The 23,109-nt window shown below is 51.6% G+C and carries 24 protein-coding genes and 1 riboswitch; of the genes, 13 read left to right on the forward strand and 11 right to left on the reverse strand.

Annotated features, from left to right (window positions below; translation table 11 throughout):
• The first annotated feature begins 22 nt into the window (after window positions 1-22).
• The 8 genes from QZJ86_RS13425 to QZJ86_RS13460 all read left to right on the forward strand — a co-directional run bounded on the left by QZJ86_RS13425 (window position 23) and on the right by QZJ86_RS13460 (window position 7,192).
• Window positions 23-505 carry a cupin domain-containing protein gene (locus tag QZJ86_RS13425; RefSeq protein WP_301670932.1) on the forward strand — a complete coding sequence of 161 codons (483 nt, stop codon included), beginning with the start codon at window positions 23-25 and terminating at the stop codon, window positions 503-505.
• 569 nt (window positions 506-1,074) lie between these two features.
• Window positions 1,075-1,161: riboswitch (cyclic di-GMP riboswitch) on the forward strand.
• A 23-nt stretch (window positions 1,162-1,184) separates the two neighbouring features.
• Entirely contained in the window at window positions 1,185-1,988 is an 804-nt protein-coding gene (locus QZJ86_RS13430) for a PEP-CTERM sorting domain-containing protein (protein ID WP_301670933.1), read from the forward strand.
• A gap of 916 nt (window positions 1,989-2,904) precedes the next feature.
• Complete coding sequence (locus tag QZJ86_RS13435) at window positions 2,905-3,708, forward strand: energy transducer TonB (RefSeq protein WP_301670934.1); 804 nt, start codon at window positions 2,905-2,907, stop codon at window positions 3,706-3,708.
• 19 nt (window positions 3,709-3,727) lie between these two features.
• A complete protein-coding gene (locus QZJ86_RS13440) occupies window positions 3,728-4,501 on the forward strand; it encodes a MotA/TolQ/ExbB proton channel family protein (RefSeq protein WP_301670935.1) in 774 nt (257 codons plus the stop codon).
• On the forward strand, window positions 4,501-4,911 hold the full coding sequence (locus tag QZJ86_RS13445) for an ExbD/TolR family protein (RefSeq protein WP_301670936.1): 411 nt from the start codon (window positions 4,501-4,503) through the stop codon (window positions 4,909-4,911). The genes QZJ86_RS13440 and QZJ86_RS13445 overlap by 1 nt, the downstream gene beginning before the upstream one ends.
• A 157-nt stretch (window positions 4,912-5,068) precedes the next feature.
• The gene (locus QZJ86_RS13450; RefSeq protein ID WP_301670937.1) at window positions 5,069-5,962 is read left to right on the forward strand and encodes a dienelactone hydrolase family protein; all 894 of its coding nucleotides are present in this window, start codon (window positions 5,069-5,071) and stop codon (window positions 5,960-5,962) included.
• 17 nt (window positions 5,963-5,979) lie between these two features.
• Window positions 5,980-6,690 (forward strand): cytochrome b/b6 domain-containing protein, encoded by a 711-nt coding sequence (locus QZJ86_RS13455; RefSeq protein ID WP_301670938.1) that lies wholly within the window; start codon window positions 5,980-5,982, stop codon window positions 6,688-6,690.
• 40 nt (window positions 6,691-6,730) lie between these two features.
• On the forward strand, window positions 6,731-7,192 hold the full coding sequence (locus QZJ86_RS13460; protein WP_301670939.1) for a c-type cytochrome: 462 nt from the start codon (window positions 6,731-6,733) through the stop codon (window positions 7,190-7,192).
• Between the two features lie 310 nt (window positions 7,193-7,502).
• Here the strand turns inward: QZJ86_RS13460 and lolD are convergent, their stop codons facing one another.
• From lolD to fur, 3 genes are read right to left on the reverse strand one after another with little or no spacing between them, the layout of a single operon-like run.
• Window positions 7,503-8,201 carry a lipoprotein-releasing ABC transporter ATP-binding protein LolD gene (lolD, locus tag QZJ86_RS13465; protein ID WP_301670940.1) on the reverse strand — a complete coding sequence of 233 codons (699 nt, stop codon included), beginning with the start codon at window positions 8,199-8,201 and terminating at the stop codon, window positions 7,503-7,505.
• On the reverse strand, window positions 8,194-9,441 hold the full coding sequence (locus QZJ86_RS13470) for a lipoprotein-releasing ABC transporter permease subunit (protein WP_301670941.1): 1,248 nt from the start codon (window positions 9,439-9,441) through the stop codon (window positions 8,194-8,196). The genes lolD and QZJ86_RS13470 overlap by 8 nt, the downstream gene beginning before the upstream one ends.
• A gap of 10 nt (window positions 9,442-9,451) precedes the next feature.
• Window positions 9,452-9,868 carry a ferric iron uptake transcriptional regulator gene (gene fur / locus QZJ86_RS13475; protein WP_301670942.1) on the reverse strand — a complete coding sequence of 139 codons (417 nt, stop codon included), beginning with the start codon at window positions 9,866-9,868 and terminating at the stop codon, window positions 9,452-9,454.
• 116 nt (window positions 9,869-9,984) lie between these two features.
• On the opposite strand from fur, the gene QZJ86_RS13480 reads away from it, so the two are divergent.
• Window positions 9,985-10,530, forward strand: coding sequence for an outer membrane protein assembly factor BamE (locus QZJ86_RS13480; RefSeq protein ID WP_301670943.1), 546 nt, complete (start codon window positions 9,985-9,987; stop codon window positions 10,528-10,530).
• Between the two features lie 19 nt (window positions 10,531-10,549).
• Here QZJ86_RS13480 and QZJ86_RS13485 read toward each other — a convergent pair whose 3' ends face one another.
• The 5 genes from QZJ86_RS13485 to QZJ86_RS13505 are packed head-to-tail and all read right to left on the reverse strand — an operon-like array spanning window position 10,550 to window position 13,355.
• Window positions 10,550-11,023 carry a LabA-like NYN domain-containing protein gene (locus QZJ86_RS13485; protein ID WP_301670944.1) on the reverse strand — a complete coding sequence of 158 codons (474 nt, stop codon included), beginning with the start codon at window positions 11,021-11,023 and terminating at the stop codon, window positions 10,550-10,552.
• A 7-nt stretch (window positions 11,024-11,030) separates the two neighbouring features.
• Window positions 11,031-11,345: a pyrimidine/purine nucleoside phosphorylase gene (gene ppnP / locus QZJ86_RS13490; RefSeq protein ID WP_301670945.1), complete on the reverse strand. Its 315-nt coding sequence runs from the start codon at window positions 11,343-11,345 to the stop codon at window positions 11,031-11,033.
• 36 nt (window positions 11,346-11,381) lie between these two features.
• On the reverse strand, window positions 11,382-11,969 hold the full coding sequence (locus QZJ86_RS13495; protein ID WP_301670946.1) for a tRNA (mnm(5)s(2)U34)-methyltransferase: 588 nt from the start codon (window positions 11,967-11,969) through the stop codon (window positions 11,382-11,384).
• The gene (locus QZJ86_RS13500; RefSeq protein WP_301670947.1) at window positions 11,944-12,999 is read right to left on the reverse strand and encodes an NAD(P)/FAD-dependent oxidoreductase; all 1,056 of its coding nucleotides are present in this window, start codon (window positions 12,997-12,999) and stop codon (window positions 11,944-11,946) included. Before QZJ86_RS13500 ends, QZJ86_RS13495 begins: the two co-directional genes overlap by 26 nt.
• 2 nt (window positions 13,000-13,001) lie before the next feature.
• Window positions 13,002-13,355, reverse strand: coding sequence for a HopJ type III effector protein (locus tag QZJ86_RS13505; RefSeq protein WP_301670948.1), 354 nt, complete (start codon window positions 13,353-13,355; stop codon window positions 13,002-13,004).
• A 229-nt stretch (window positions 13,356-13,584) separates the two neighbouring features.
• On the opposite strand from QZJ86_RS13505, the gene QZJ86_RS13510 reads away from it, so the two are divergent.
• From QZJ86_RS13510 to QZJ86_RS13525, 4 genes are read left to right on the forward strand one after another with little or no spacing between them, the layout of a single operon-like run.
• A complete protein-coding gene (locus QZJ86_RS13510; RefSeq protein ID WP_301670949.1) occupies window positions 13,585-14,226 on the forward strand; it encodes a polysaccharide biosynthesis/export family protein in 642 nt (213 codons plus the stop codon).
• A 26-nt stretch (window positions 14,227-14,252) separates the two neighbouring features.
• The gene (locus QZJ86_RS13515) at window positions 14,253-15,593 is read left to right on the forward strand and encodes a porin family protein (RefSeq protein WP_301670950.1); all 1,341 of its coding nucleotides are present in this window, start codon (window positions 14,253-14,255) and stop codon (window positions 15,591-15,593) included.
• Between the two features lies 1 nt (window position 15,594).
• Window positions 15,595-17,337 (forward strand): lipopolysaccharide biosynthesis protein, encoded by a 1,743-nt coding sequence (locus QZJ86_RS13520; protein ID WP_301670951.1) that lies wholly within the window; start codon window positions 15,595-15,597, stop codon window positions 17,335-17,337.
• An 18-nt stretch (window positions 17,338-17,355) separates the two neighbouring features.
• Window positions 17,356-18,138, forward strand: a complete 783-nt coding sequence (locus QZJ86_RS13525) for a CpsD/CapB family tyrosine-protein kinase (RefSeq protein WP_301670952.1) — start codon at window positions 17,356-17,358, stop codon at window positions 18,136-18,138.
• Window positions 18,139-18,187: 49 nt separating this feature from the next.
• Here QZJ86_RS13525 and QZJ86_RS13530 read toward each other — a convergent pair whose 3' ends face one another.
• From QZJ86_RS13530 to QZJ86_RS13540, 3 genes are all read right to left on the reverse strand, one after another.
• Window positions 18,188-20,575 (reverse strand): tetratricopeptide repeat protein, encoded by a 2,388-nt coding sequence (locus QZJ86_RS13530; protein WP_301670953.1) that lies wholly within the window; start codon window positions 20,573-20,575, stop codon window positions 18,188-18,190.
• A gap of 155 nt (window positions 20,576-20,730) precedes the next feature.
• Complete coding sequence (locus QZJ86_RS13535; protein ID WP_301670954.1) at window positions 20,731-21,342, reverse strand: hypothetical protein; 612 nt, start codon at window positions 21,340-21,342, stop codon at window positions 20,731-20,733.
• Between the two features lie 68 nt (window positions 21,343-21,410).
• Window positions 21,411-23,105 (reverse strand): putative porin, encoded by a 1,695-nt coding sequence (locus tag QZJ86_RS13540; protein ID WP_301670955.1) that lies wholly within the window; start codon window positions 23,103-23,105, stop codon window positions 21,411-21,413.
• Window positions 23,106-23,109: the final 4 nt, after the last annotated feature.

The raw sequence follows: 23,109 nt of genomic DNA on the forward strand, positions 1-23,109 counted from the left end.
TGCCCCTTCTCGCGAGGCTCTTATGTCAGAAAAATCCAATCCGATCGCCATCATTGCGACTGAGGCACCGGCAAGAAGCAAGCCATCAAGCTATCCCGAACCGTTCGCGTCGCTTATGCTGGGTCGGGAGAAGCGCCGGCTTGGCGATCTGTTTGGTCTTACAAACTTTGGCGTCAACTTGACACGTTTGGCTCCCAATGCCGTTTCTGCCCTTCGTCACGCTCACACCAAGCAAGACGAATTTATCTATATCCTGCAAGGGTATCCAACCTTACATACTGACGAAGGTCGCAGCCAGCTCTCGCCGGGAATGTGCGCCGGCTTCAAGGCTGGCAACGGCAACGGACACCATCTGATTAACGAAACGTCGGAGGCAGTCATCTACCTCGAAATCGGCGACCGGACGCCGGGAGACGAAGGAAGTTACCCCGATGACGATCTCAAAGCCATACTCGTGGAGGGGAAGTGGAAGTTTGTTCATAAAGACGACACACCGTACACGTAAACTAATCTTCGCCTTTTAACGTAGCATATTCGGAGGCATGGTTATGCAATGCAATGCATTTCACCTCATTCTTACGATTACGCTACGTTAATCGTATCTAGGACATATCCCCTGGGTCTGCCGATACCCGAATGGTTCATCCGGCGGCCAAACGCAAGGCCGGAACCTCGCGCCGCAACACCCGGTTTTTGGGTCCGATAAGCTAATGACATCAAGCTTGCCCCTTATATTCAGATCTCATCACGCCATTTCGCAAGGTTTGTCTTTCCGGCGCAGGAACCTCTTCCTTTAAATGATTCTACTGCCGGTTTAACAGCATTTTTAACCTGATCGTCATCAGTAATACGTACGTATTACATTTCTTGCAAAGTTCATGCACCCGTCACCGAAAAGACCTACTCACCTGAATAAGATGCCGCAGGCTTTAACGCTGAGACCAGTCGTTTGGCTATCAGCTGGGAATAGCTAGGGAACAGGGATGGCATGGATAGGGACTGAGCCGAGGTTTTAAGTCATCGCTGGAAGCGCAGGGCATGTTGTACCAATATTGTGTTAATTCAAAATCAGAAGTGTGTAAAAGCTAAACCGATCGTGAGGTCGGGGCGGAAAACTGCGGGTCTGAGGGTTCGATACATCACGATAGCCGGGTTGCCACCTTAATTAATTTAAGGAGATTTAAATGAAAGTCGTTAAATATGCACGTTGGGCTTTCGCCCTGTTGTTGCCGCTGGCAGCCACCACGGGTAACGCAGTAGCCGATACCGTGCCATACTCATATAACGCCACTGGCGTCGGCGCGCCAAGCTGGCCTTTGTTCCTGGATGTCAACGAAACGATCAAGATCGAGAGAAAAGGTTCTGGATCAAGCACTTATTGGCAATTGAAAGGCACCGGTTCCACTGCTTCATTCTGGGGCGATGTGGACAATTATGTTAATTTGGGTCGCGATAGCGTGAAATACCAGGCTAACTTCAACTCGGCCGGCAAATTGATCACATCAATCGGCTCTACGAGCTTGAGCAACTATTTGGAAATCAAGGGCAGCCTGCCTGCCGGCACCTTTGGCAACACCTCATGGTCCAACCAGCCCGAGCAATTGTTGCTGAGCGCCAAACTACTGGATATCAACCCTGACAACAATACACCCGACTATGTCGGCACCTATGGCGGTTTCGCTGTGGGTTTCAAAACCAAATTCACCGGTGGCTGGGCTGCGAATAACCCTGGTTTGACCGGCGGTTCTACTGGCGAAAACCTCTGGTTGGCGGGTCTGAGCAACGGCTTTTTAGATCTGGTCAACGCATTGGATGGTAATAACGGCAACGGCTCATTTAGCTCCTTGATCGGTTCGTCAAAAACCATTAAAAATGTCGTATCCGTCGCTTCCGTTCCCGTCCCTGGCGCGGTTTGGCTGTTCGGTACTGGTCTGTTAGGCCTGCTGGCTGGCCGGCGCAAAGCCGTTGGCTCAAGACTTGCCGTATAAAATACATGACCTAGCCCACGCCACGTTGGCTTTAAGTCAGCGTGGCTTCAGTTACACGGCCATCCATTGCACTAACAGCCAAAATAGGGCCATAGGATGGGATAAACAATCCCCCATCAAACGCTAATTCGCAGGCTCCGTGACTAGCCTGCTTCTACGTGAAACGCATAGGCGTTCTTACCCGACTTCTTGATCTTGTAAATCGTGCCATCGGCATAGCCGATCAGTTTGTCGCCGTCGTTGCTATGATCGGGGAAAATCGAAATGCCGATGGATGCTGGCCGCTACCTTGGCGGTTTGGCCTTGACTTCCACTTGATAGGCCTGCGCCCTCATCGCCAACGACTTCTCCAGGAAATGGCGTTGAAACTCCTGCGGATCGCCGGTTCGGACGAGCGGGGTGTGTCCTGTTTCATAGTGAAATCTACTTCTCGGCCCGGGAGAAGGAGTTTTTATAAGTTCCCTCCAGCCATTTCGAGCCATGAACCGGCGGTCAACATTCGGCGCAAATGCCCAAAGTCGGGATACTAAACTGACGTTAGAGTCCTGCTCCCAGCGACCGTTATCAAGCTTTGTGCTGTTGCCCAGCAAACACCCCTTAAACAGAAGTCTATTGAAATTGGTGCTGAACAAGCAGCACTGCGCTGAACGCCTGCTGAAATCACTGACCCCCCGACCCTAACCGTATTACGGGGTAAGATTTATTCCATTAAAAACCATTTAAAAATAAAACCTTATAAATCGTCTTCAATATTTCCGACCATCCCGCCTGGCTTACTTAAAAATCTGGCACGCCTCATGCTTTATTAGAAATCAGCAGCATTAATCACAGCCGATCCACTGCATGAAATGCCCGCCGATTCGGCGCGCAATAGCAAGGAGTACGGCGTTTTTATTTAAGTATGGGGAACATCGCAATGAGCAGTCCTTTAGCCACATTGAATAAATTTGCAGCGGCGGACACTGCCGCGGATTGGGAACCGACCGACGTCGTTTCGCTGAAACCGTCGCTCAGCCCACTGGCGGAGGGTATCGCCCATTCGCGAATAGCCGTCGCGCTGGGGGATTTTAAATACGTCAGCGAAACGCGCGATCACAAATTGGTCGACTTTTTATTGATAGGCCTGTTATCGGTATTTATCCATAACACCGTGGTCGATCGTTTCAGCGGCGCGGCGTTCGAGCAGGAAATCGCCGAACCGGTCAAGCCGGAAACCAAAGTCCAAATCACGCTGACTCGGCCGCAACCGAAACCGGTACCGCCGCCACCGCAAGTCAAGCCCCAGCCGCCTAAGCCTAAAGTAGTGCCTTTGAAGCCGCCGAAAATTAAGCCGGTGCCCAAGGTTGTTGAGCAAGAAGCCCCCGCGCCAGTCGCCGGCCCGGTGGTCGATAACGCGCCACCTGCACCTCCGGCGCCGCCGGCTCCCGTGGTCGAAGAAAAAATCACCGAACCGCTAGCCGACGCGGCTTACCTGCACAACCCATTGCCGGAATATCCGGAGATGGCGCAGGAGCGCGGCTGGGAAGGTAAAGTCATCATGAAAGTCCACGTGCTGCCGGACGGCACCACCGATAGCGTTACCGTCAGCAAATCCAGTGGCCAAAAAGTCCTGGACGATGCCGCCGTCAAAGCCGTTTTAAAGTGGTCTTTCGTGCCGGCCAAACGCGGCGATACGCCGATTGCCCGCTACACCACGGTTCCATTCACTTTTAAATTGTAATCACTTTTGAGGATCATACATGTCTGATATAGCAACCAACGTCATCGTCGATGGCACCCTGAATACATTAATCACCGCCTCGGTGGTCACTTGGGCCTTGATTTTGATCAAAGGCGTCCAACACATCCGAATTTCATATCACAACCGTCGATATAACAAAGAATTTTGGAGTGCCCCCAACATCCAGGCCGCCGCACACCTGGAAAACCAGAACGGCCCGGCCGCCAGAGTCGCCGGCATCGGATTCTCGACACTGGTGGAAACCGACGGCGGTGCTTCCACTCACGACCTGGAACACACCTGGGACAGGCAGGAATTATTGGATAGACGCTTACGCCAGCAAATGCAAAAAGAACGCGGCTCGCTGGAAAGCGGCCTGGCGGTACTGGCCACCATCGGCAGCATCTCGCCGTTCGTCGGCCTGTTCGGCACCGTGTGGGGCATCATGGGCGCTTTGACCAATATCAGTAAAACCGGCTCGGCCAGTTTGGAAGTCGTCGCCGGCCCCATCGGCGAGGCGTTGATCGCCACGGCGGTGGGTATTGCGGTGGCGGTGCCGGCAGTAGTGGGCTACAACTTTTTCATCCGCCGCAATAAAGTGGTTTGGGCGTTTCTGGACGATTTTGCCATCGACTTCGTACATTTGGCATTGAAAAGCTCGTTCATCATCGAACGTCCGAACAGCAAATCCGGTTCAGCGGCATCGGCGCGTTTGACCGACGTCAGCGGCGGAAAAAAACCATCGTTCAAAGACACCCATGACGAATTACTGGCGAAAGAGGCGCACGCATAATGGCATTCAATACTAAGGAAGATGGCGGCGACGACGTAATGGGCGAAATCAACGTCACGCCGCTGGTGGATGTGATGCTGGTATTGCTGGTGGTATTCATCGTTACCGCGCCCTTGTTGACCCAGGCCGTGCACGTGAATTTGCCGAAAACCGCCGAAACCGCACCGCCCGACGACAAAGCCGCGGCTTATTTGAGCGTCGATGCCCAGGGCAAGATTTACCTCGACAAACAAGAATACGCTGCCGATGTCATCGAAACCGAGTTGAAAAACCGCTTGGCCGCCGACCCGGCGTTTGCGCTGAATCTGAACGCCGATGACGCGGTGCAATACGGCATCGTCGCCAAGGTGATGTCATCCATCGAAAGGGCTGGCGTCACCAAGCTGTCGGTTCTGACGGTACCGCAATAGACCTGGTAAGCGAACAACGCCCTAAACCGGCTTAACCACTGCGGCGCTAAGCGCCGCAGCACTAGCAAAATTCGAACAACGCCAAAACCTAAGATGCACTCGCTGCGTCCAGGGTTTGTTTGCGTTTACAAATACACATTTTTAGGAGACAAATACGATGGCGCGCAAGACCGCTCAAGACTTTCACCCGGAAGCGCTGCAGGCTTTCGATAAATACGTGCATGGCGATATTTCCCGACGGGATTTTTTATCGTCGGTGCCCAAATACGCCCTGCTGGGCCTGACCGCCGAAGCGCTGCTGGAAGCGTTGAACCCGCGCTTCGCTGAAGCTCAACAAATCGCCGACAACGACCCGCGCATCAAGGCCAGTTATCTGGAATATCCATCTCCCCACGGCAACGGCAAGATTCGCGGCTACTTAGTACAACCAGCCAAAGCCGCCGGCAAGCTGCCAATCGTACTGGTCATCCATGAAAACCGTGGCCTGAATCCACATATCCAAGACATCGCCCGTCGCCTGGCGCTGGATAATTTCATCGCCTTCGCCCCGGACGCCCTGTTTACGCTGGGCGGTTATCCAGGCGACGAAGACAAGGCCCGCGAATTGTTCCAAAAACTGGATAAAGACAAAACCCAGGCCGATTTCCTGGCGGCGGCACAAGCCATTAAAAAATTGCAGCAAAGTAACGGCAAGTTGGGCGCGGTGGGCTTTTGCTACGGCGGCGGCATCGTCAACTTCCTGGCTACCCGGATTCCGGATCTGGCGGCCGGCGTGCCTTTCTACGGCGCACAACCTTCCGCTGAGCAGGCCGCGAAAATCAAGGCCCCCTTGCTGATCCATTACGCCGGCGTCGATGATCGGATCAATGCCGGCTGGCCAGCCTATGAAGCCGCGTTGCAAAAAGCCGGTGTCAATTACGAAGCCCATACCTATCCGGGTGTACAGCACGGCTTTAATAACGACACCACGCCACGCTACGACGCTGGCACCGCCAAGCTGGCCTGGGATAGGACTATCAGTTTCTTCAACGCTTACTTGCGCGACAGTTAAACCGCCGGGAGGATTCAATGAAAGTGGAAGTGCATATTTGGGATTGGCCGTTACGGCTGTTTCACTGGCTGCTGGTGCTGGCGGTGGTCGGCGCCTACGCCACCGGCAAACTGGGCGGCAATTTGACTGATTGGCATGCCCGCTTCGGCAGTTTGATTTTGGGTTTGCTGGTGTTTCGATTGATCTGGGGCTTCGTCGGCACCACTCATGCTCGTTTCGCCAATTTCTTCCCGACTTTTTCCAGGCTGGTGGAATATATCAAAGGCGAATGGCAAGGTGTCGGTCACAATCCGGCCGGCGCGATAGCGATTATCGTCCTGCTGGCCGTGTTGAGCTTCCTGGCCGTCACCGGCCTGTTTGCCAACGACGACATCGCCTTCGAAGGCCCGCTGTTTCATGCCATCGATAAAGAACTCAGCGACAAATTAAGCGGCTGGCATATTTATGCGGTGAATCTGCTGCTGGGTCTGGTAGCGGTGCATGTCACCGCCATCGTTCTTTATCAACGCCTGAAAAAAACCAATCTGGTCGGGGCGATGCTGACCGGCAAAAAACACTTACCCAGATCATTGGCGCCCTCCCCGATCAAACCGGTCGGCCCACTACGTTTCGTGATCACCCTATTGATTGCGGTATCGGTGGTATGGGGTGTCTGGGGCGGCGGCTTCGTGGATTATCTGGCGCCATTGGCCAGCTTCCAAACCGCTTCGGCCCATCCTAAATCTTAAAGCGTTACTTTTTCTACAACACCACAAGGAGTTAACCCCCATGAAATTGAAACTAAGCATCGCACTGGCGCTAGGCGCCATTACCACGGCAGCAGTGGCCGGAGAGGTGGAAGATCAGATCAGATTCCGTCAATCCGCCTATTCCTTCCTGGGCTGGAATACCGCGAAAATCAAATCTCAGGCTGCCGATCATCCGGAAACGTTTAATAAGGATCAAGTGATCGCCGCTGCCAATGCCGTTGCCGCCGTCGCCAATTCAGGCCTGCTCGGACTCTACGGTCCCGGCACCGATAAAGGCACGGGCTGGAAAGCGACCCGTCTGAAACCCGAGTTCTTCGAGAAACAGGATGAAGTAAAGGAAATCGAAGCGACTTTCATCAAGGAAGCCAACGAGTTGCAAAAAGTAGCGGCCAATGGCGATGCAGCGGAAGTTAAAGCCCAATTCGGCAAAGTCGGCGCCACCTGCAAAAGCTGCCACGATTTGATTCGGGTACGCGAATAACGGCTATTAGCCAACTTAGCCCGGCTTGAGGTGGACTTTCCGAGCAGGGTTAATTGAAAAACACACTAGTAGTGCAACCGCCGAGCCTACCGGGGCAGGCGGCATTTCAATAGCAGATTACATTGGACACCAAGGAACATTTACTCTATCCGCGTTCGCCAACGTTATCGATGTTCTTGGCGATATGCCCCACTCACGAAAGCTTTTCCAGGTTTGATTTTGTCGGGTTGCACATAAACAGAACCCAACATTCAGATTTTACATCGCCCTGCTGTAGCCTTCGCGTTAGATTGCTTTTTGGCCCACCCGCTCAAAAATGATGACTTCTGTCCGGCACAATTAAGCCGTCTTCCATGTACAACACATGATCCATTCTCGCCGCCAGATCGGGATCGTGGGTAACCACCAGAAAACTGACCTGCAATTCCTGATTCAGCTCCAACATCAGTTGGTAAATCTGTTCGGCGGTTTTACTGTCCAGATTGCCGGTCGGCTCGTCGGCCAATACGCATTTAGGCTTGTTGATCAAGGCCCGTGCCACGGCGGCACGCTGTCTCTCCCCGCCGGACAGCTCACCGGGTTTATGCAACATCCTATGCCCCAAACCGACCCGTTTCAGTAACTCGGCTGCTTGCTGTTGCGCCTGTTTGACCGATCGCTTGCCGATCAACAGCGGCATCGCCACATTTTCCAGGATGGTAAATTCGCCGAGCAAATGGTGAAACTGATAAATAAAGCCTAACGAGCGATTGCGCAACTGGCTCAATTTGCCGGCGCTGATCTGATTCAAATCCGAACCGTCGAGTATCACCGACCCGGAACTGGGCTTTTCCAGGCCGCCCAGCAAATGCAACAAGGTGCTTTTACCGGAGCCGGATGCGCCCATGATTGCTACGCGTTGGCCGGCATGAATCGCCAAATCGACGCCTTTTAACACCTCGACGTTCAGATCGCCCTGGGCATAGCGTTTGGTGAGCTGTTGGCACTGCAAAATGACGGGATTATTCATAACGCAACACCTCGGCCGGATTGACTCTAGCCGCCTGCCAGGCCGGATACAAGGTAGCCAGCAAGGACAATAAAAACGCTATGCAAGCTATCCAATAGACATCGGTCCAAATCAGTTTGGACGGGACTTCGCTGATGTAATAGACATCAGCGGCCATGAATTGCACGCCAAAGGCTTTCTCGATGGCAGGGACGATGGTTTCCACGTTCAGCGCCAACAACACGCCGCCGACCGTCCCCAACAAGGTACCGATGCTGCCGATTACACAGCCTAATACGATAAAAATGCCCATCACCGAACCGTTCGACAAGCCTTGGGTTTTAAGAATAGCAATGTCGCCGCGCTTGTCGGTGACGACCATCACCAGCGTGGAGACAATATTGAATGCGGCCACCGCGACGATCAGCAACAAGATGATAAACATGGCCCGCTTTTCGGTTTGTACCGCTCTAAAGAAGTTGCTGTGGGCTTTGGTCCAATCGCTGACCCGAAATTCGTCGCCCAAGTTATCGGCCAAAGTTTGGGTGATGCGCGGCGCATTGAACAAATCGTCCAGTTTTAAACGTAATCCCGATACCGCCTGCTCCAGACGGAACAATTTACCGGCATCGTCGAGATGCATCAGCGCCATGTTGCGGTCGTATTCGTACATTCCGACCTTGAACACGCCGACCACGGTAAACCTTTTCATCCGCGGCAGAATGCCAGCGGGGGTGGAATTGATCTGCGGGGTGATCACGGTGACTTTATCACCCATCGTCACGCCCAGGTAATTAGCCAATTCCACGCCCAGCACGATGCCGAACTCGCCGGGCACCAGATCGTTGAGACTGCCGAACATCATTTTGCTGGCTACTTCGGACACCTTGGCTTCGTACTCGGGCAGCACGCCTTGCAGCAAGGTGCCGCTGACCTGGCGGTCGGCGTTGATCATTACTTGGCCGTGAATAAACGGCGCGGCGCCTTCGACATGCGCCATGTTGCGGGTGCGCTGTTCCAAGACTTGCCAATCGTCCAACTGACCGAAGCGGCCGGTGATCGTGCTATGCGCGGTCATGCCCAGGATGCGCTCGCGCAGCTCGGCTTCGAAACCGTTCATCACCGACAACACGGTAATCAAGGCTGTCACGCCCAGTGCGATACCGAGCACGGATGTTAAGGTAATGAACGAGATGAATTGGGTGCGCTTTTTGGCACGGGTGTAGCGTAACCCGATATACAGGATGAGTGGTTTGAACATGCTTTTGGGCTTAGGGGTTTTTACAAACGGCGCAATAACCGTATAGGTAAAGGCTGTGATCGGTAAGGGTGTAACCTAATTTCTGGGCGATTTCCGACTGGCGTTTCTCGATGATCTCATCGGTAAACTCCGCGACTTTACCGCATTTCATACAGACCACATGATCGTGATGGTTGCCTTTGTTCAATTCGAAAATCGAGTTGCCGCCCTCGAAGTGATGCCGCTCGACCAAACCGGCCGCCTCGAATTGAGTCAACACCCGATACACGGTCGCCAAGCCTATTTCTTCGCCTTCGGACAATAAAATCTTGTAAACCTTCTCGGCCGATAAATGACGGTCGTCTTGCTGTTTTTCCAAGATCTCCAGAATTTTGATCCTGGGCAAGGTTACTTTTAAGCCCGCATTACGCAAATCCTGAGTTTCCACAAGCCTGTCCTCTTTAAACCTATAATCCACGGCATTGTATCGTTTTTTGCGCTAAGCCGCTGACAGAATTATGGGATAATGCTTCATCGCTTGTCGTCGGACTTAACCTACTCCCCATGAAAAAATCGTCATTTTTGCTCGCGGCCGTCATCAGTTTGCCCCTAGGCGCTTGCAGCACCATCCTCAATAATCTACCCGGCGTTTACACCTTGGATATTGAGCAAGGCAACATCATCGACCAAAGCATGGTCAACCAACTGCGGCCTAACATGACCAAGCGTCAAGTGCTTTACATCATGGGCTCGCCGATGCTGGCCGATGCCTTTCACGAAAAACGCTGGGACTATTTATATTCTGAACAACCTGGCGGCGAAGATCGGGTGCAAAAGCGGGTTTCCTTGTTTTTCAATGGCGACAATTTGATGGGCGTGCAAGGCGACTTTAGGCCAAGCTCGTTGCCGGTCGTTAAAGAATCTGCCGAAGCCAGCGTCGATGTGCCCAAGCGCGATCTCGAACGGTCGATGTGGGAGAAAATCAGTGGTATGTTCGGCAACGAACCTGACACGCTAGCTCGCAGAACCAGTCAGCCCGATAAAAAAGAAGCCAGCAGTTCCGCGGAAAAAGGTAAGGAACTGGTCGAACAAGAGCCCGACAAAAAATAAGCCATCCGGCCGAAACGTTTTACAGCAACAACGCGCCGGCAATGGCAATAAAGTTGTCGGCCGCCTGAATCAAGGCTGGCGCGGTTAAGCTATGAATGCCGTAAACGTCGCTGGTAGTACCAAAATCGTTGCGCACCTTTTGCAGCAGCAATTCGAAATCGCCGTCGCCGGACAATAGAATGATCCGGTCCGCCTGCGCGGCGTACTCCATCACGTCCAAGGTTATCCCCACATCCCAGTCGCCCTTACTGGTACCGTCACGGCGCTGGATATAAGGCTTGAGTTTGACGGTAAAACCGATATTTTTCAGGATTTGCTGAAAACCCTGCTGTTTGCTGTCGCCGCGATCGGTGGCGTAGGCAAAGGCAGCGACAACCTGCTTGCCAACGGTTGCCTGCTGCCAAAAAGCGCTGTAATTGAAATGTTTTTGGTAGCGTTGCCGGGTGGTGTAGTAAATATTTTGGACATCGACAAAAATCGCTACCTTTTCCATCCCGCGCTTACTTCAAAAAAGAACAGCAATAATCGCTGGCGGTGCTGACCTTCATCGTGAATTGGGCATTAGCGGGTACGTTAAAAGACTCGCCGCCTTTCACGGTTTGCCAGGCATCGTTGCCCGGTAGCAGCACTTCCAATTCGCCCGCCAGAATTTCCATCAACTCAGGATCGGCAGTGTTAAAGGTATATTCGCCGGGTTGCATGAATCCCAAGGTTTTTGAAGAACCGTCGGCAAACTTAATGGTGCGGCTATTCACTTTGCCGTCGAAATACACATTGGCCTGCTTGACGATGGTGACGTTATTGAATTCTGACATGATGAGTATCTACTGCTATTAAAAAAAGGAGCGCAATCATAGCAGATCGGCTTGTTTGCGAATAACAAAAAGCCTGGGCGCGGTGGGCTTGTCATGACTGCTCAAAATAACTTCCGACCTAAAACAGGCGCTATCCAAACGCTGACTCCAAGCCAGCAGTTGCTCGGCTTCCAAATCGCCACCGGCATGGCCCGGATAGGCCAATACTGTCACCACCGCACGCGGCGCCAATAAACCGCATGCGGTATTCAAGGCCAGCAAGGTCGAATCGATTTGGGTAATCACGGTTTTATCGGCACCCGGCAAATATCCGAGATTAAACATCGCCGCCCCTAAGCGGCCATAGTACTGCTGAGGCAGGTGATTCAGCATGTCGGCATGACTAGCCAGACAAAGCGTCACCCGCCGTTGCAGATCGTGTTCCAGCAAGCGTTGATAGGTTTTGATCAACGCCTGTCGCTGTATATCGAAACCGTAAACATGACCCTCCGCCGCCACGCATTGCGCCAAAAACAAGGTGTCATGGCCGTTACCTAACGTCGCATCGACCGCAATATCGCCAGGTTTCAGGTATGAGCCGACGATATCGTGGGCCATCTCAAGCAAGGAAATGCGTTTCATCATAGCGTCGTATATCGCAAATGGGCGGCAAGTCGGCTTGCTGTTGCAGATAATCGGCAAACCGGGCGGCGTAGAAAGGAATCGCCAAGCTGCCTTTAGCGCCGAAACCATTAAAAATATGCAATTGTTGATGTCGGGGGTGAGTGCCGATAAACGGCTGTTTGTCCAAGGTGGCCGGCCGAATCCCCGCCCGGTGTTGGTAAACACTAATCGACGGCTGTAGCGGACAAACCGTTCGCAGACTAGCCAATAAGGCGTTTTGCGCCGACTGGCTCGGTAAATTGTCTGTATGCTGGGTATCGAAAGTGGCACCGGTTTTAAAACGCCGCGCTTCGAGAGGAATCAGCCAGTGACCGTAGTTCAAAATCCGCTCCGGCAGATCCTGCCGACTTTCGCAGCCCAGGATCTCGCCTTTCGCCAATTGAAACGGCAAACCGCCAAACCAGGGATTCGCGACAGCCCGATGACCTTCGCAAAACACGATATGGCGGGGTTTAACATCTTGCCATTGCAGATCCGGCCGCACGCTAATGTCGCCATATTGCAAATCGGCTTGCCGATAACAACTATTGCCGATCAAAAAATCGCGCAGATTTTTTAATAATGCCTCGGTTTTCAAGTAACCGGTTTGCTGCTGTTGTAATACCCCAAACGGCGCATGGACAGCCTCGAGCATCGGGAGCCATTCCGACAAGTAAGCCAGATAATCCGGCTGGCTTAAGCGCCGCATGGCCAACTCCCGCTCCTGTTGCGTGCGCAGAATTTTCAACATCGGCATCTGCACATAGAAATTTTGCTGAAACTGCTCGGCAAGTTGCCGGTAGCCAGCCAACGCGGCCGGCAGCAAGATTTCGATATCCGCTTGCTTGACCAAGCGTTGCCCGGTAACTGGATTAACCAGGCCGGCGGCGACTTGCGAGGCATTTTCCAAGCCATTATCGACCACCAGTATTCGAAACTGCCGCTTAAGCAACTCCCAAGCTAGCAGACTGCCGGCAAGCCCCTGGCCGATCAGTAATACATCGATTTGCACGGCTATTGTTTAGCTTGTAAGGCCTCGCCTTTGAAAACAATGCCTTCCCAGCCATCCCGCATGAAGTTTCTGATATTTTGATGGTCCTGACCCTCGGGATTGTTCAAGACATCCTTCCAGTAGTAATCGCCAAATAGCGCCAGAGTCTGTTCGACAGTGAGCCGATGCAATTTGGCAAATGCAAAAATCTTGCAAGACCCCTCGTTATGGCCGGCTTCGTTGATGAGCGACTGCTCCAGGCCGTTGCTGAATTCGGTAGCCTGATAATGGTAATATTTGGCGATTACAGCCATGGTGTCCTGAAAATCAATCGCTTGCCCAGTTTTTACTGCTTTCAAAAAATCGTTCAATATCATTTGCTTACCTACATAATTCCCTTATTATTTGAATTGTTACTGCCTTACTTGTCCAAAATAGCTGCATTAACAGTTATAATCCGGCGATGAGTCCCGGTATTTAAGCACCAGGATTGCGTTTAGGATCGTCTTATTATTGTTATATTCCGTCATTACAATCGCGCAATGCTTTGTCGGCTTGTTAGACCGTACGGACTGCAATCTCAATAACATCATAAAGGAATACATTTTGAAACAGATAATTACTCTTTTATCGTTTTGTCTGCTTTGCTCAAGCACTGCGTTTGCAGACCAGGAAATCCAAATCCCACCCGCACCACCGATAGAATCTGCCCCCGCCACGGCCAACTCCACACCTAATGTGTTTGTCGAGCAAACCAATTATGCTTCTTATCAACTTTCGCCAGGCGATGCGCTGGAAATTACGGTCTGGAAAGAAGAAGGCTTACAGCAGTTGCAGATTTTAATTTCGCCTGACGGCACCATTATTTTCCCATTGATCGGCACCGTCGGCGCAGCTGGCAAAACCATTACCGAACTAAAGGACAACCTCACCAGTCGGCTTTCGGACTACATCTCCGATCCGTCGGTTACCGTGAAATTGCTCAACAACCAAGGCAACTCGATTTTCGTGATCGGTAAAGTCAACAAACCCGGACAAGTGTTTTCCGGCCGGCGCCTGGACGTACTGCAAGCACTCAGCCTGGCGGGCGGTCTGACGATTTTTGCCAAAGAAAGCTCAATCAGCATCATTCGCCGCAGCGGCGATCAAGTCAAAGTGTTTCCTTTCGATTACAGCGACGCCATCGATGGGGAAAATCTCGAACAAAATATCCTGCTGGAACCGGGAGACACGGTCACCGTACCCTGAAAGGATTTAGATAGAAGTTGCTATCTATGAAGATTAAAACGGATTTTTTGCTGCCTGCTGCGTTGGTGTTGTTTACAGGTAATAGCTACGCACTGGAGTTGTTGTTCGAGCCTGACTTCAGCTTTAAGGAACGTTATGACGATAACCTACGCATGCAGATTAAACCCAGGCGCACCAATCTAATCAGCACGCTTTCGCCGGGAGTGTTGTTCGGATATCTAGCGGACGACAACGAGCTGAAAACGCGATTCAAATGGAATGAGTTGATTTATCACGGCGATTCGGCTCTGGATTTTTCCGAGAAGCTGGTCAACGTTAACCATATGTTTAGGTCTGAATTATTCAAAACCGACCTGACCGCCGGTTACAGCGAAGAATCTTCCATCAATAACCAACTGGACCCCGCACAAATCAATGAATTAGGCGGCATACAAATCCTGGTGCCGCGCACGACCAAGTCGGTGGCCCCCAGTATTACTTACAACCTGAACGAAACCAATGCGCTGCAATTGGGATATAACTATGTCGATGTCGCTTACGACCGCCAAGCTAGCCTAGCGAGCAACCGCTATTACTCCGACTACTCGAATCAACAGTTTTCCGCTACCCTGACGCATGTTTACTCGGAACGCTTGTCATTCAATTTGACCGGTGCTTATTCGGAGTTCGATTCGCCGAGTGAGCAACGCGGTCTAGGCCTGGTGCAGCGTGTGTTGGCACCAAACGGTGCTTCGGTCACACTTCGCCCGGAATTCCAATTTGGCGCTCCCGGCAATACTCATTTCAGTCAAATCCAACGCACCCTGTTTTATCAGCTGGGCTTGCAATACGCGCTCTGCGAACAAATGCAATTATCGCTTGCCGCCGGTATCCGCAATATCAATTCGGACTTCAATAGCCGGACAACGTTTGACGACCCTAGTTTTTTGCCTACGGAATCATCGCAATCCAGCAGCACCAGCGGCAACGTCTATTCGGCCAGTCTGATCCGCAATTTTGAGCGGGGCAACCTGAGCCTAAGCGCCAGTCAACAATTAAATCCAGCCAGTACCGGCACCCAACAACAAACCACATTGTTTTCCGCTAGCGCCCGTTATAACTTAACCGACCGCTGGAATACCGGCATCAACGCCAGTTATCAGATGTCTGAATCGGTTACCAATTTCAATGGCAATAATGCCAGCAACAACCGGACGTACACTACGCTTACCCCCAATATTCAGTGGCGCTGGACACCCGAAATCAATTTGGATCTTTCGTATTCGTACCGCCAGCAACAATATGAATCGACTAATCAGACCGCTATCGGCAACAGCGTGCAACTACAATTCTCTTATCAACCTCAAATCAATCGTCAGGTGAAATAGCGTGGAAAATCAAGCCATCGACATCAAGGACTATCTAAAAATCATCAAACGACGCAGAAAATTTTTGTTTGTTCCTTTTCTGATCATTGCGTTGATCAGCATCGTCTTGGCGGTGCTATTGCCGGCCATGTACCGTTCCACCTCGACCATTTTGATCGAAGCGCAAGAAATTCCCGCCGAACTGGTGCGTTCCACGGTGACTACCTTTGCCGACCAACGGATTCAGATGATCAGTCAACGGATCATGACCCGGCCTAATTTGACGGAGATTATCAAAAAATACGACCTCTACGCCGAAGACCGCAAAAACAAGCCAGAGGAAGTGATTCTGGAAAAAATGCGCAAGAGCATCAAAGTGGAGACCATCAGCGCCGATGTCGCCAACAACAAAAGCGGACCGGTGCAACAAGCGACTATCGCCTTTACTCTGACATTCGACGATAAATCCTCATCCGTCGCGCAAAAAGTCGCCAATGAATTGACTTCGCTTTTTCTGAAGGAAAATATTAAATCGCGCACCGAATCAGCCGAAAATGCGGCCTTGTTTTTAAGCGAGGAATCCAAACGGCTGAAAGCCAAAATTCAGGAAATTCAACAAGGCTTGGCGACATTCAAGGAAAAAAACCTGAATCAGCTACCGCAAATCAGTGCGCTGAATCAACAAGAACTGACTTCGCTGAGCAACCAACTGCTGCAACTGGATACCCAAGAGCGCTCACTCAATGATCGACGTTTTTACCTGGAAGGCGAGTTGGCGCAAATCGACCCTAATGCGATGGCGACCAACGCGACGGGCAACCGGGTGTTCGACATGAAAGACCGGTTGAAGGAACTGCAATCCCAATATCCATCCGTGTTATCTAGCCACTCGGCTAGCCATCCGGACGTCATCAAAATCAAACGCGAGATCGATTCCTTGCAGAAAGAAATCGGTTCCAATACCGATCTTAACGCGATGAACGCAGAACTGACGGATAGAAAAGCCGAACTGGCATTATTGTTGAAACAGTATTCCGAAAAACACCCGGATGTGCTGAAACTGCAAAAACAGATTAGCGCCCTGCAGCAGAGTTTGGTCAGCGCCAAGCACGACGAATACAGCAATAGCGCTATCCAGCCGGACAATCCGGCCTACATCACCCTAAAATCCCAGCTGGACTCGGTAAGCACCGAAATCGAATCTTTGAACTATACCCGCGGCCGAGTTAACAGCAAGATGGAGGAGTTGCGCCAAAGCCTGCGCCAATCGCCGCTGGTCGAAAAGGAATATTTGGATTTGATCCAGGATCTTGATAACACCAATCTGCGCTATCGCGAGGTCAGTGCCCGCGAAATGGAAGCGCAAATATCACAACAGCTGGAAATGGAAAGGAAAGGCGAGCGTTTCACGCTGATCGACCCGCCGCAAGAACCTCTGGAACCGGTTAGTCCCAACCGGATTGCTATTCTGGTGTTGGGCGTGGTGCTGGCCCTGGCCAGCGGTTTCGGCGCGGTAGCACTCGCCGAGATGCTGGATTCCACTATCAATAGCCCAAAATCGGTCACCGCGATCCTGGGTGTGGAACCCTTGGCCGCGATACCCTATCTTGAAAGCCAAAAAGAACATCAAGACCGCAGAAATGAACGACGCATGTTGCTAATCGGCAGCGCAATTGCAGTATTAGTGGCAGTTCTCCTCTTTCATTTCATCATCATGCCGATTGATGTGTTCTGGTACAAATTACTGCGCGTTGTGAGCAATTAATCATCCAAGGGAAAACTCATGAACTCTATTCAAACCCTCGCGGAAAAAAGCAATTCATCGGCAACAGTGGCAAGTGCCCAATCCGGCGACAAGGTTAACATCGCTTACACCCAAACCCGGGTGCACAAGCCCGACCAGAATCTGCTCAAACACAACCGAATCATCTCGGCCGCCTCGCCCGCCAAATGGCTGGAATCCTATAGAATGCTGCGTACTCGCTGCTTGCAGCAAATGGACTCGATGGAATGGAAGACGATGGCTATCACCAGTACCGGCGAAGGTACCGGCAACAGCTTAACTGCCGCGAATTTAGCCATCAGCATGGCGATGGAACTCGACCGCACCGCCTTGCTGGTCGATGCCAATTTCCAAAACCCCAGTATCAACCAATTATTCGGCATACAACCCAGCTTGGGCCTGAGCGATTATTTGCTGAACGATAGCGAAATCAGCTCCATGTTGATTAATCCGGGCATAGAACGTTTGGTGGTATTACCGGCCGGCAAACCCTTATTCAACTCGACCGAAATGTTGCGTTCGCCGAAGATGGTGCGTTTGGTTAACGAACTGAAAAGTCGCTATCCATCCCGCATCATTATTTTCGACATGCCGCCGATTCTATCGCATGACGATACCTTGGGCTTTTCACCCTATGTGGATTGTGTGTTGCTGGTCATCGATGAAGGCCATACCAAGACCGATGAATTGAAGCACGCTGCGTCTTTGTTGAAAGACGTCAATGTGCTGGGGACGGTATTCAATAAAGCCACCGATAACAAAATCAGCTTTACCGGCGCTTAGACTGATCTGGTGTGGCTGCGTCGGCAGCCACACTTTCCAACATTGCCTATCAGAGTTTACTCAAAGCATCCTTCGCTTCGTTCAAGCCATCAAACTCGACCTTTTTATCCACCGCTTTTTGCAGATATTCACGAGCCTTTAGCGGGTCGTTCTGTTTGAAATAAGTCATACCCAAGTGGTAATTGCTGATCGGCGATTGCGGATCGCGCTCAACCACTTTCAACAGAATCTCCTTGGCCTTGTCGTAACCGCCTTGTTTGTAGGCAATCCAGCCTACGGTGTCCATCATGTTGGGGTTATTGGTTTGCAATAAAGGCTCGGCCAACTTCGCCGCACGCTCTAAATTAGCCGGGCTGGAAGAAAAATCCGATAAGTAACTGGCCAGATTATTAACCGCGACCACCGAATCCGGATGCTGTTTGTAAGACTCTTCATAAAGCGCCAACACTTGCTCATGCTGACCTTCTCGGTGATACAAACGCGCTAGATCGTCCACCAATTCCAAGGCGCCTTTACTCTTATCGATACCCTTTTTATAAATATCGATCGCCCCCTGTTTATTCTTTTGCGCCAGTTCGATCAAGGCCAAATTGCGATACGGGCTGTACCACTCCGGCTTAATATCCAGGGCTTTCAAATAAGCGGTTTTGGCTTCGCTGAATTTTTGATCGTTCAGATAAGCGCCACCCATCAGGTTATAGGCAATAAAATGATCGGGCTGCTGCTTGACGACTTGTTGCAGTTTGCCGATAGCCTTGTCGGATTGTTTCAGTACCAGGTAACTTTTCACCATTTCGGTCAACGGCTCGATAGCATCCGGCTTACGGGCCAGGGCTTTTTGAAATGCTTCGACGCTGGCTTCCAATTTGCCTTCCGCCTGATAACCCAAACCGGACATATAAAAGCCGGTGGCATCCTTATCGAATAACTGCTGAACCTGCTTGGCGATTTCCTGGGCCTTATCCCAATGTTTTTGGCCAATCTCCAGTTTGAACATCGCCTCCAGCCCTTTCAGACTCTTCGGATTGGCTTTTAGTAACGCTTCTATCTGCTGTCTAGCCTGATCCTGATGACCCGATTTCAAGGACAAACCGACCAGATCCAAGCGCGCGGTTTCGTCAGCCGGCGCCGCTGCGACTACCTTCTCCATGTTCTCTTTTGCCAACTCTTCCTCATTGTTACGAAGATGAGCAGCGGCCAACATCTTTAAAACCCCGATATTATTGGGCTGATCGACCAATACCGACCGGAAATCGGCAATCGCCTCGGGAATTTTGTTCTCGGCCAAGGAAAATTGACCGCGCATGGTTAAAGCCTCGGCATCGCGCGGATTGTTATCCAATACCTCCTTGATCAAACCCTTGGCTTCGTCGCCGCGCTTGGTCATCGCATATAGAGCAGCCAATTTATTGCGAGCAACAATCCCATTTCGGCCCAGTTTGTCCTGATCAACTACTTCCTTCAGAGTCGCTTCGGCCTTATCGAGTTCTTTCTTGGCTAGTTGGATATTTGCCAGCTTGAATTTCAGTTCATAGGCGTCCGGTTTTTGCTCAATCATCGGCAATAATTCGGCGACTGCGACTTCCGGGCTACGTTTTTCCATCAGAAAATCCACCAGGAAGGTTTTGGCGGTGTCGTTGTCCGGCAATGCTTGTACGGCATTGCGCAAGGTCGATTCGGCCTTATCGACCTGGTTGGTGCCAATCTGGAACAAGGCTAATGTCCGATAATGCTGCAATTGCTGCGGCTCCAGCTTGACGATTTCCGCCAGCATCGCTTCCGCATCGGCTATTTGATTGTTTTTCGCATACAATCCGGCCAACATGCTGCGCAACGCCACATTATCGGCTTTCTTCTCGATAGCCTGTTTTAACAAACTAATGGCTTTATCGACTTTATCCAGCCTGGCCTGGATAGAGGCCATCATCAACGTCGCCGGCACATCGTCTGGATTGTTTTTCAGCGCGCGTTCGACCGTCATAATCGCGCCGTCGCTATTATTTTTCGCGGCCTGCACGCCTGCAAACAACACCAACGCTTCGACATTGTCGGGTTCTTTAGCCAAGGCTTCTCCTGCCATTTTTTCGGCGTCTTCGACAGCACGGTTCAGCAATAACAGCTGACCGACCCTGACTCTGGCCATCACGTGGTTTTCACTGCCGGCTACGACGATACTGTATTCCTTAAAGGCATTTTCAATTTTGCCTTGCTTGCTTAAGGCCTCCGCCATTTGAAAATGGCTTTCCCAATCCTTGGGATCGATTTGCAGCACATTTTTAAAAGCCAGCTGGGCTTTTTCATAATCGCCCGCCTGATACAGCTGTTTACCTTCCTCCATGTATTTCGCTTTCCGTTCATCGGCGCCGTTACAGGCCACCAAGCCGGTCGTCAACACAACAATGCCCAAATTTTTTAAAAGATTTTGTTTTGTCGTCATTAGTCTCTCGATGCTTCTTGCGTTTGGTAATTTAGCCGCTTAAAAAATTGCCGCTTGCTGGATTTTAACTTATTTGGGCCGTTAATCCTTAGGGCTTTGGGTAAATAGGGGGTGCGTAAGGTGCGGCATTACGCCGCACCTAGCCAAACGAGGGATTATTGCGTGGTAGTCGGCCGCGCGATGGAGTCGGCGGCAGACTGCTTTTGGTACTGAGCGGCGTTCAGCTTATCTTCGTATTCCTGGACGATAGTTTCCATTTCCACGCTTTTAAATTGCAGCACTGCTTCGTGTTCCAGCAGGCTGGCCAAGGCGTCTTTATGTTCGTATCGTTCCAGCAGTTCCTTGGCCGCTTCGTAAAGCTTGAGATTATGGCCATCACAAACACCCAACTGCTGCTCGGTCGCTTGCTGCTTACCGTTCAATGCCGTGAATTGTGCATTCAAATCGGCTTTAGCCTGGCTGATTTCCTTATGTTTTTCGATAACTTCCAGCAGCCTGGCATTGGTTTTTTCCAGACGCTCGCGTACCTCGCCAGTGGAGTTTTTCTGCACCGACAGTTCGCCACCCAGTCGTTCCTTGGCGGCGACGGCGGCGGAATGGTCTTTTTTCAGTTGTTCAAACTGCTGCAATTGCTCGGTCAGTTTGGCCGATTCGGCTTTCGCCGCATCGCGCTCGGCGGTGAGGCTTTTGACCATGGCTTGCAGCTTCAGCACCGCACCGCTATCCGCCTTACCCGCGTCGCGTGGGGCGGCTTGCGATGGTGACACAAGTAAATAAGTCGATAAAAAAACCAAGCCTAAGCATTGTTTGCTCACATTTTTCATACAAACCCCGCCTAAAATTGCGTATTGATGTCCATTTGCAGCACATCGACACCCCAGGCCGGCCCGGTAATGATGTCGGCACTCAACCAACGACCCGTCAGCCAGACATTTTTCATCAAGCCGTAATTGCCACCGATAAACCAGCCTTTAACATTGGTACCGCCCAGATGGAAATCGGAATCGGTGAACGCATCCAGTACCGAGTCGCGGCCAACATATTTATAAGCGGCGAATACATTCCAATGCCCAGCCACTTCCGCCTTCGGCCAACCGAAATCGGCACGGAATTGCCAGGCGGTGGTTTTCGCATCGACGCTCGATCCGTAAAGCCGGCTGACCTGCTCTTGATCAAAGCCAATGTTTTTTGCGTAATCGCCGCTGAGCCGCAAATGATACGGTGCAAACACCGCCATGTCATAGGAGGCGTTCAGATTGATGATGTTGAAGTCCGGCGCTAAACCAACCGTGGCTGGAAATGTACCCGGCGCCAAGCGTGTACCTTCCTTACAGATAGTCGCCAAAGTGTTGCCGCCCTGAATAAAGTCGGGCCGCGAAGCGTTATTAGCGCGATTATTGGTATCGCAAGTACCAGAGGTTGTGGTGTTTTGTGTCGCCTGTAAATTGACGTAATCGTAATAGGCCGCGCCCACTTTCAGGCTATCCTGGTTGACAAAGCCCCAATCCAAGCCGGCCTGACCGCCGAACAACCATTTGTCGTTGCTGAATGCGGTCTCCTGCAACGGAAACGCCCCGGCCGTAAAAAACACCGACCGGGAATGATCGCCAGACTCCATTAAACTATCGGAACCGCCCAGACGATGCCGAACCGTACCAGCAAAACCCTCGAACGATAAATCGGTATCCCAGACCATTTCGCTGCCACCGCTAAACTCGCCGCCGCCGGTATACCAGGGGTTTTTGATCCGGCCGCCGCTCAGCGTCAGCCATTTGAATTTTTCGTCGTCCACAGCATCGTATTGCAAATAGGCCCGATCCACCGTAAAGTCGTATTTGTTGCCGTAATTAGCCATGGTTTGATTGGTCGACACCGGATCGCGCTGATTGCCGGTCGCCAAGCGCACGCCGGCTTTCAAACCGTCGGTAATATTGGCATCGATTCCCAGACGCAGCCGCTGGCGAAACCGTTGTCTGTCGTTGGTCGTGTTGTAATACCGGTCAAGTCCAGCATTCGTCACGCCGCCGTTGTCGTTGATAGCTTGGTAGTCGATGTAAGAATCGGCAATATTGTCATCGGCCTGATATTCATGCTGAGAACGCAAGCGAATATCGCCGGACAACTTGAAACGCTTAGTCCAATCCGGCAACGCATTCGGTAAGCCCCATTGCTCGTTCTTGGCCTTCTGCATCACGTCGCCGACCACTTCCTCGCGCAGTTCGCTACGCACCTGCTGGCGGATCTCGTCCTTCACAAAATCCGGCACATACGCCACCCGCACTTCGTCGGCCGGCACCGTTTCCTTGCCCGCCGCCGCTTTGGCTTCGGCAGCTTGCTGGCCTGCTTCGACTTCGGCCTGCTTGATCATTTCGTTTGCCGCTTTGTCGGTGATCACCCCTTGCTTGACCAGTTGTTTGATCAAATTGGTCGTGGTGTTGCGCAGTTTCAGTAACTCTTCCTTTTCACCGGCCTGCACCGTGCCGATCAGCCCGGATAGCGCCAAGGCCATCAGCTGTTTTTTGTTCGCCATTTGT

Source organism: Methylomonas montana (assembly GCF_030490285.1).
GTDB classification, from domain to species: Bacteria; Pseudomonadota; Gammaproteobacteria; order Methylococcales; family Methylomonadaceae; genus Methylomonas; species Methylomonas montana.